General features: G+C 62.3%; 6 protein-coding genes. 5 read left to right on the forward strand and 1 reads right to left on the reverse strand.

The window, feature by feature from the left end; all coding sequences use genetic code 11:
• The first annotated feature begins 744 nt into the window (after positions 1 to 744).
• The 5 genes from J4G14_15040 to J4G14_15060 all read left to right on the forward strand — a co-directional run bounded on the left by J4G14_15040 (position 745) and on the right by J4G14_15060 (position 5,804).
• Positions 745 to 1,839 carry an amidohydrolase family protein gene (locus tag J4G14_15040; protein MCE2459105.1) on the forward strand — a complete coding sequence of 365 codons (1,095 nt, stop codon included), beginning with the start codon at positions 745 to 747 and terminating at the stop codon, positions 1,837 to 1,839.
• 27 nt (positions 1,840 to 1,866) lie between these two features.
• Entirely contained in the window at positions 1,867 to 2,823 is a 957-nt protein-coding gene (locus J4G14_15045) for an NAD(P)-dependent oxidoreductase (GenBank protein ID MCE2459106.1), read from the forward strand.
• Between the two features lie 36 nt (positions 2,824 to 2,859).
• Positions 2,860 to 3,852: a TRAP transporter substrate-binding protein DctP gene (gene dctP / locus J4G14_15050; protein MCE2459107.1), complete on the forward strand. Its 993-nt coding sequence runs from the start codon at positions 2,860 to 2,862 to the stop codon at positions 3,850 to 3,852.
• Positions 3,853 to 3,917: 65 nt separating this feature from the next.
• Positions 3,918 to 4,454 carry a TRAP transporter small permease gene (locus J4G14_15055; protein ID MCE2459108.1) on the forward strand — a complete coding sequence of 179 codons (537 nt, stop codon included), beginning with the start codon at positions 3,918 to 3,920 and terminating at the stop codon, positions 4,452 to 4,454.
• A 27-nt stretch (positions 4,455 to 4,481) separates the two neighbouring features.
• The gene (locus J4G14_15060) at positions 4,482 to 5,804 is read left to right on the forward strand and encodes a TRAP transporter large permease subunit (protein ID MCE2459109.1); all 1,323 of its coding nucleotides are present in this window, start codon (positions 4,482 to 4,484) and stop codon (positions 5,802 to 5,804) included.
• Between the two features lie 120 nt (positions 5,805 to 5,924).
• Here J4G14_15060 and J4G14_15065 read toward each other — a convergent pair whose 3' ends face one another.
• The gene (locus tag J4G14_15065; protein MCE2459110.1) at positions 5,925 to 6,509 is read right to left on the reverse strand and encodes a hypothetical protein; all 585 of its coding nucleotides are present in this window, start codon (positions 6,507 to 6,509) and stop codon (positions 5,925 to 5,927) included.
• Between the last annotated feature and the right edge of the window lie 97 nt (positions 6,510 to 6,606).

The raw sequence follows: 6,606 nt of genomic DNA on the forward strand, positions 1-6,606 counted from the left end.
TCGACGAGGGTGCGGTAGGTGGGCACCTCGCGGGTGTATTCCTGGCCGTTGACGGTGACCGTGACGGTCTGCCTGACTGGAGTCGTGGTCATAGAGCCTCCCTCGCGGCCCGCGCCGGCCGCGTCCTGCTCGGCGGATGCTATCGCAGATGCGCCTCGTTCGCCAACCTTTCACCCTCACCCCGCCCTCTCCCCTCGGGAGAGGGCGCAGACCGGCTGCCGCCGGAGCGGGGAAGAGGTGCGACCAAGGTGTCCAACCTGCCGGGATTCTGGACCCCTTGGTCGTCGCCGTAGGAGTGAATCGCCATGGCGATCTGGAAATCTTGGACGCCTTGGTCAGGGGTGTTACAAGGCCAAGGCCTGCTTCCCGCGACCAAGGTGTCCAAGATGTCCATCGAAATCACTTTTTTCGTGCCGGAGCCATAGAGCGAATCTATAGCTGCGCCGTTAGCTATAGACGCAGTCTATGGGTGCTGCCGGGATGACGGTCATGCAACCAGCGTACGCGGGGATGGGGCGTTCGCGTAAGGGGCGGGTGTCAGAGAGAGAAAGCGAGAGAATCGTCTGTTTCCGATCTACTTCTCAGGATTATGCCGATTCACGTACATTTCGAGCCTAGAGTTTGACGCTAATGCGTCGCGGTGCTACCGTGCCCTGACCAGTTTCGGGTGGGAATGGTCAGGAAGGACCCGCAAGGACGAGCTTGTGCCCCATGCCTGTCGGCTTGGGGGACTGAGGTATTCCGATGACAACCAACAACGCGCCAACCATAGTGGATTCGGATGGGCACATCATCGAATCGATCGAGGAGATGGCGGAGTTCCTCGACCCAGCCATCAGGGATACGGCGCTGGGGACCGGTGGCATTGGAACGATCATCGAACTGAGCAGGAGGAGTCTCTTTGGGACACTCGACGGGTTGCACTTCACCAAGGTAGATACCGGCGACCATGCGACAGCACGTCGCCAACGCATCAACGCGAGCGATCACCGCATGGGCTCCGCCCAGGACTGGAAGGCACTGCTCGACCAGTCAGGCATGGCAGAGACGGTCGTCTACACAACTGAGGGACTGCAGGTAGGCAAGCTGAGAAACAGAGACTACGTTGTAGGTCTGTGCCGCGGGTACAACGACTACGTCGCGGACTGCTACCAAAGGTATGACAGCCGCATCCATCCCATCGGACTGATCCCGATGCAAGACCCTAACCGCGCAGCGCTCGAGCTTCGGCGCGCCGTCAAGGAGTTAGGGTTGTTGGGCGCGATGCTCCCTTCGACAGGTCTCGATCTCCACCTGGGGCACGAGTACTACTGGCCTGTGTACCAGGAGGCCTCAGACCTTGGCTGCATCCTCGCCGTCCACGGCGGCTCAAACGTCGGGATCGGCATCGACTCGTTCACCGACCTCACGACATCCGGCATCGTTCATCATCCGGTCCCGTTGTTGTACGCCTTCGTATCCTTTATCTACGACCGCGTCTTCGAACGCTTTCCTGATATGCGCGTCGCGTTCCTGGAAGGCGGTTGCGCTTGGGTGGCCCTGGCTCTGGACCGGATCCAGCGGGCCGCCGAGTTTTCCGGGGCGCCTCCTCGCCCGGTGGAAGAGTACCTCGCCAGCGGCAATCTCCTCATCGGCTGCGAAGGCGTGGACCCCACGCTGCCGTACCTGGCCGGCCGGGTCGGAATCGAGCCATTCGCCTATTCGTCCGACTATCCCCACGAGGTCGATTTCCAATCTGCCATGGACGAGATACAGGAGACTATCGCGGACGATGGGCTTTCGGACGACCAGAAGACCGCAGTCTTGGGAGGCAACGCCAAGCGGTTCTACAGGCTCTAACTGTACCGCTCAGTACGGAGGACTCGCATGCCGGTTCTGTTGATTGGAGGAGGCTTGGTCGGTTCTCAGATTGCGAATATCCTGGTCGGTGACGGCGAGGATGTGACGGTGCTGGACTATGCCCCCCAGCCGGAGTGCCTCGCCGAGAACGTGGACGTCAGCCGGCTCAAACTGGTACAGGGCGACATCCTGAACCCCCTCAGCATCGCCAAGGCCCTTCGGGATAGCAAGGCCGACCGCGTCGTTCATACGGCCGCGTACCCGATGCTCACGATCGGCGCTCAGCAGAACCCCTATGGGGCGATCCAGATCAACATCATGGGCACCGTCAACGTGCTCGAAGCCGCTCGGACGATGGGCGTCGAGAGAGTGGTTGTCGTGAGCTCCGGTGTACTGGCCCAGAGCCTGACAGGCGGAGGCGACTCCGGCGACCCGGCTTTCGAGGAGGCGTTCCCCCGGCCTTCGACGTTCTACGCAGCGACCAAGCAGGCGGTCGAGAGCCTGGCGGCCAACTACACCGCCTGGTGCGGCGTAGACGTCCGCGCCGTGCGCTACGCGGCCATCGCTGGTCCATGGAGCGGTCGCGGCGGCGGGGGGCCCAGCAACATGTTCCGCGACCTCGTGGAGGGCGCCCTTCTGAAGGGTGAGATCGAAGTGCCCTCACGCTCACTGGAATGGGTCTATTCGAAGGACGCAGCCCGCGGGACAGTTCTCGCCCTGAGGGCTGACGACCTCACCGACCGGGTATTCAACATCGGCATGGGCCGGATAACGAGCGCAGAGGAGCTGGCCGACGCGATAGCCACCGTTGTGCCGGAGACGAAAACGAGCATCGCACCGCCGGACCCGAGTGGCGCTGCGATGTTCAATGCGGTGGCCTTAAACCTAAACCGCTCCCGAGCGGTCCTAGGATACGAACCTGATTTCGATCTTACGGCTTGCGTACGGGACTATGTCGAATGGTTCGGTGCTAAGCGGGTGTGACCTGCCCCGCGGTTCCGTGGGGAGAAGGAGGCTGTCATGTCGAGAAGGGTTCTCTTCCTAACAGTGGTAATCGTCATGCTGGTGGGGCTGTTCGCCGCATGCGGAGAAGAAGCCACACCGACGCCGGTGCCTCGAGCTACCGCGACGCCGACGCCGCCTCCCGAGCCCGTGGAGTTGAACGTCATCATGGCTTGGGACAGGAGAGTGGAGGCGACCGTCGTATCCGGAGACCCGGTCATTGACGCGATAGCGCGGATAGGGGGAGACCGAGTAGTGATCAACAAGGTCGGGCCGGAAGCGGTGCCCTCCTTCCAGCAGCTCCAGCCAGTGAAGGACGGCCTCTTCGACCTGAACTTCTCGACTGCCGGTTATCACGCGGGATCATCGAGCCTCGTCATCTCGTCGTCGCTCGCAAGGGGCTCCGCGGAAGAGCGACGTGAGTGCGGGCTCTCGGGCGCCCTGGAAGACCTCTACTCCGAGCACATAGGGGTCAAGATGCTGGGAGAGTTCCCAATGGGATTCGGTAACAAGGTATTTACCACCAAGCCGATGACATCTCCTGATTTCAGCGGGCTGAAGCTACGCGCTTCGGGTGGGACCTACGAGGCGTTCGTCGAGACGTTGGGCGGCGAGACTGTGACCATCGCGGTTCCGGAGATCTATTCCGGCCTTGAGAAGGGCGTCATCGACGGCATCATGTTCGGCGGAGTCGGAGCCGATGCCCTGGGGCTGGGCGAAGTACTGAAGTACATGATCAAGCCTGACCTGACAGAGGTGACGTCCGCGCTGTTCGCGAACGAAGACAGTTGGAACGCGCTCCCAAGTGACGTGAAGGACATCATCAACGAGGCCATCCGCGAGGTTCAGGTATCCGGCCGTGAGGCGGGCCTCGCGAGTTCCGACAGGGAGCGAGAGGCACTACTCGCTGCCGGCCTCGAGGAGGTCGTCTTTACCGGGGCGGACGCAGAGTTGTGGAACAGCACGTTCTACGAGGCCAACCTCGAGACCCCGCGTACGCTTCGCGCATAGAGGAAGCTCTGAGCTGCTTGACGGGGTAGGCGTAGAGGCATGATTCGCCGTGAGGCACACCACCCGTGCTAGCGCTTAGGATGGTTGGCGGAATCTCAAGCAGGTGGTTCGACCACCTGCTTGAGATCTGCGCGTACCTCAGCGGCACCTTGGTCGGCCTCATGGCTGTCGGCATCGGCTACGAGGTGTTCATGCGGCGCGTGCTCAACAACCCAACGTCCTGGGTGACGGACTTCAGTGAGTACGCGCTGCTGTTCATCACCTTCCTGAGCGCGCCCTGGCTACTGCGTGAAGGCGGTCATGTGAGCATGACCGTCGTGACCGAGCGGCTGAGCCAGACCAAGGCGTTGCTCCTCCGTCCCGTAGTCATGCTGATCGGTGTGGTCATCAGCGCCGTCATCTTCCACCGTACCGGTGTTGCCACCTGGGACCTCTATCAGGACGGCACCATACTGTTTCGCACGATCAAGTTCCCTGAATTCTGGATATGGTGGGTTATGCCCTTCGGGATGCTTCTCATGACCATCCAATTTCTGCGGATGCTTACCGAGAGCGTCAGGAACCTCACTGCCCATCTGGCACACGCGAAGGCGCCGAGATGACCCCGGCTCCCGGCCCGTCCAGCGCGAATGGAGTGGTGGGGCTTCCTTATCGTCATTCTCGCCCTGTTGGTCTTCTTCATGGTGATGGGCCTTCCGGTCGCCTTCGCCTTCGCGGGGGCCAACATAATCGGGCTGCTGCTCGTCGCTGCGGGAACGAAGGGCCTTGTAGTCATACCCGGCAGCATCTTCTCCTCGGTCTCGTCGTTCACCCTGGTTGCCATCCCCATGTTCTTCCTCCTTGGCGAGGTACTGTTCCAGTCCCGGGTCATCGCGATGATCATCGACGTCATCGACAAATGGATCGGGCAACTCCGTGCCCGTCTCCTGTTCGTCTCGATAGCCGCGGGGACAGGACTAGCGACTCTGAGCGGCGCAGGCCTGGCTGACACCGCGCTGCTTGGTACGACTCTCTACCCGGAGATGGCCAATCGTGGCTACGACAAGCGGTTGGGTCTGGGCACTATCGCATCGATCGGTACGCTGGCTTCAGTCATTCCGCCGAGCGCACTCATGGTGCTGGCAGGAAGTTTCGCCCAGGTATCGATTAGCCGACTGCTGATCGGAGGGCTTATGCCGGGTCTGCTTATGGCGGCCCTCTACGCCATCTACATATCGGTACGGGTCAAGCTCAATCCGGCACTGGCCCCAACCTATAGTGCTACCACCGCTCCCTGGAGCGAGAAGATCGCCGGTGCGGCCAAGCTCTCGCCCATGTTTCTGATCGTCTTCATGGTCATGGGGTTCATCCTCCTCGGAATAACGACGCCGAGCGAGGCTGCCGCCACCGGCGCCCTCGCCGCGGTTGCGGTGGTCGCTCTCTACCGGCGGCTTACATTCGAAGTGATCCGCGAGTCCGTGATGGGCGCGACGAAAGTTTCGGGGATGATCTTCCTCATCATCGCCGCCGCCGTTGCGCTCAGTCAGGTACTCGCGCTCAGTGGCGCTACAACCGGCCTGTTACGCCTGGTGTCGGAGTTGAACGTATCACCACTCGTCATTCTGCTGGTGATGCACCTGGTGATATTCGTCCTCGGTTTCTTCATCGACTCGGTATCAATCATGGTCGTTGCCATACCTATCTTCGGGCCGATCGCCACCGCTCTGGGATTCGACCCCATCTGGTTCTGGGTGTTGTTCATGATGGGGCTGAACAATGGAGGACTCACTCCGCCCTTCGGCCTCACGCTCTTCGTGCTGAAGAGCGTCGTCGCGGGAACGACCAAAGACGAGCCGACCATGATAGACATGTACTGGGCGGCTGTTCCCTACGTACTGATCAACATCCTGGCGATGGCAATCGTGGTCATCTTCCCCGAGATCATCCTGTGGCTGCCCGGGTTGGTGCAGTGACGGGTGGTCTACCACTGAGGCCCGCAGCCTTCGGCATGACGGGAAGGGGCGCAGGGCATAAGCGGGGACAGGGGCTGCGAGGTTCCTGCCTCCGCAGGAACGACGGGGGCTACGTGTCGCTCAACTGGTCCTTGCCGGAGCCGCCGCCGCTGCTGGCGACGATGGTGCCATCGCGCCCGATGCCGACGTACGTCGCTTGCGAGCGGATGTTGAAGGCCTGCTGTGTGCCCTGCTCGGCCTCGGCGAAGATCCAGTCGTAGCCCTCGCCTCTGGCGTATGAGTCCAGCTTCGCAGCGTCCTCGTTGAAGGCAACGTGGATGAACTCGACGTCTCCCTTGTAGTCGTCGTAGAGGGCGTCCAGCGTGCGAGCCTCGCCGCGGCAGGACGGTCACCACGTAGCGAAGAAGTAGAGCCGGCGGCCGATTCGAGGGTGCCGGTGGAGCCGTCCGGGAGCGTTATCGACGCGTTGGCGGCGCGGTCACCGTGGTCGGAGCCGACGGCGATGTCGGTGCGCCAGGCCCCGGCAGCCATGCCGTCCGAGGCTGGCTTCGGGGTGGCGGTGGGCTCCGGCTCCGGGGTTGGGGTGGGTTGCGGTGCCGGTGTCGCGGTGGGGTCCGAGCCGCAGGCGGCCAGCGTCACCAGCAGCAGGAGCAGGGCTGCCCCTGCCCTGGCGAGGCGCGATGCGGATGTGGTGCGCGTAGTCATAGTGCGGTCCGTTGGCCGGTAAGGCTAGGCGCGGGCAGGCAGGGTGTCAATGCGGCGTGGGACACTTACCGGGATGGACAGGATGGGGGTGGCGGGG

This window comes from Dehalococcoidia bacterium (assembly GCA_021295915.1).
GTDB lineage: Bacteria > Chloroflexota > Dehalococcoidia > Lucifugimonadales > UBA1123 > VXRN01.

What these genes read in the sequence shown, in the direction of transcription:
- J4G14_15040 (MCE2459105.1), top strand. Translation starts at nt 745, where the DNA reads ATGACAACCAACAACGCGCCAACCATAGTGGATTCGGATGGGCACATC.
- J4G14_15045 (MCE2459106.1), top strand. Translation starts at nt 1,867, where the DNA reads ATGCCGGTTCTGTTGATTGGAGGAGGCTTGGTCGGTTCTCAGATTGCG.
- dctP (MCE2459107.1), top strand. Translation starts at nt 2,860, where the DNA reads ATGTCGAGAAGGGTTCTCTTCCTAACAGTGGTAATCGTCATGCTGGTG.
- J4G14_15060 (MCE2459109.1), top strand. Translation starts at nt 4,482, where the DNA reads ATGGAGTGGTGGGGCTTCCTTATCGTCATTCTCGCCCTGTTGGTCTTC.
- J4G14_15065 (MCE2459110.1), bottom strand. Translation starts at nt 6,509, where the DNA reads ATGACTACGCGCACCACATCCGCATCGCGCCTCGCCAGGGCAGGGGCA.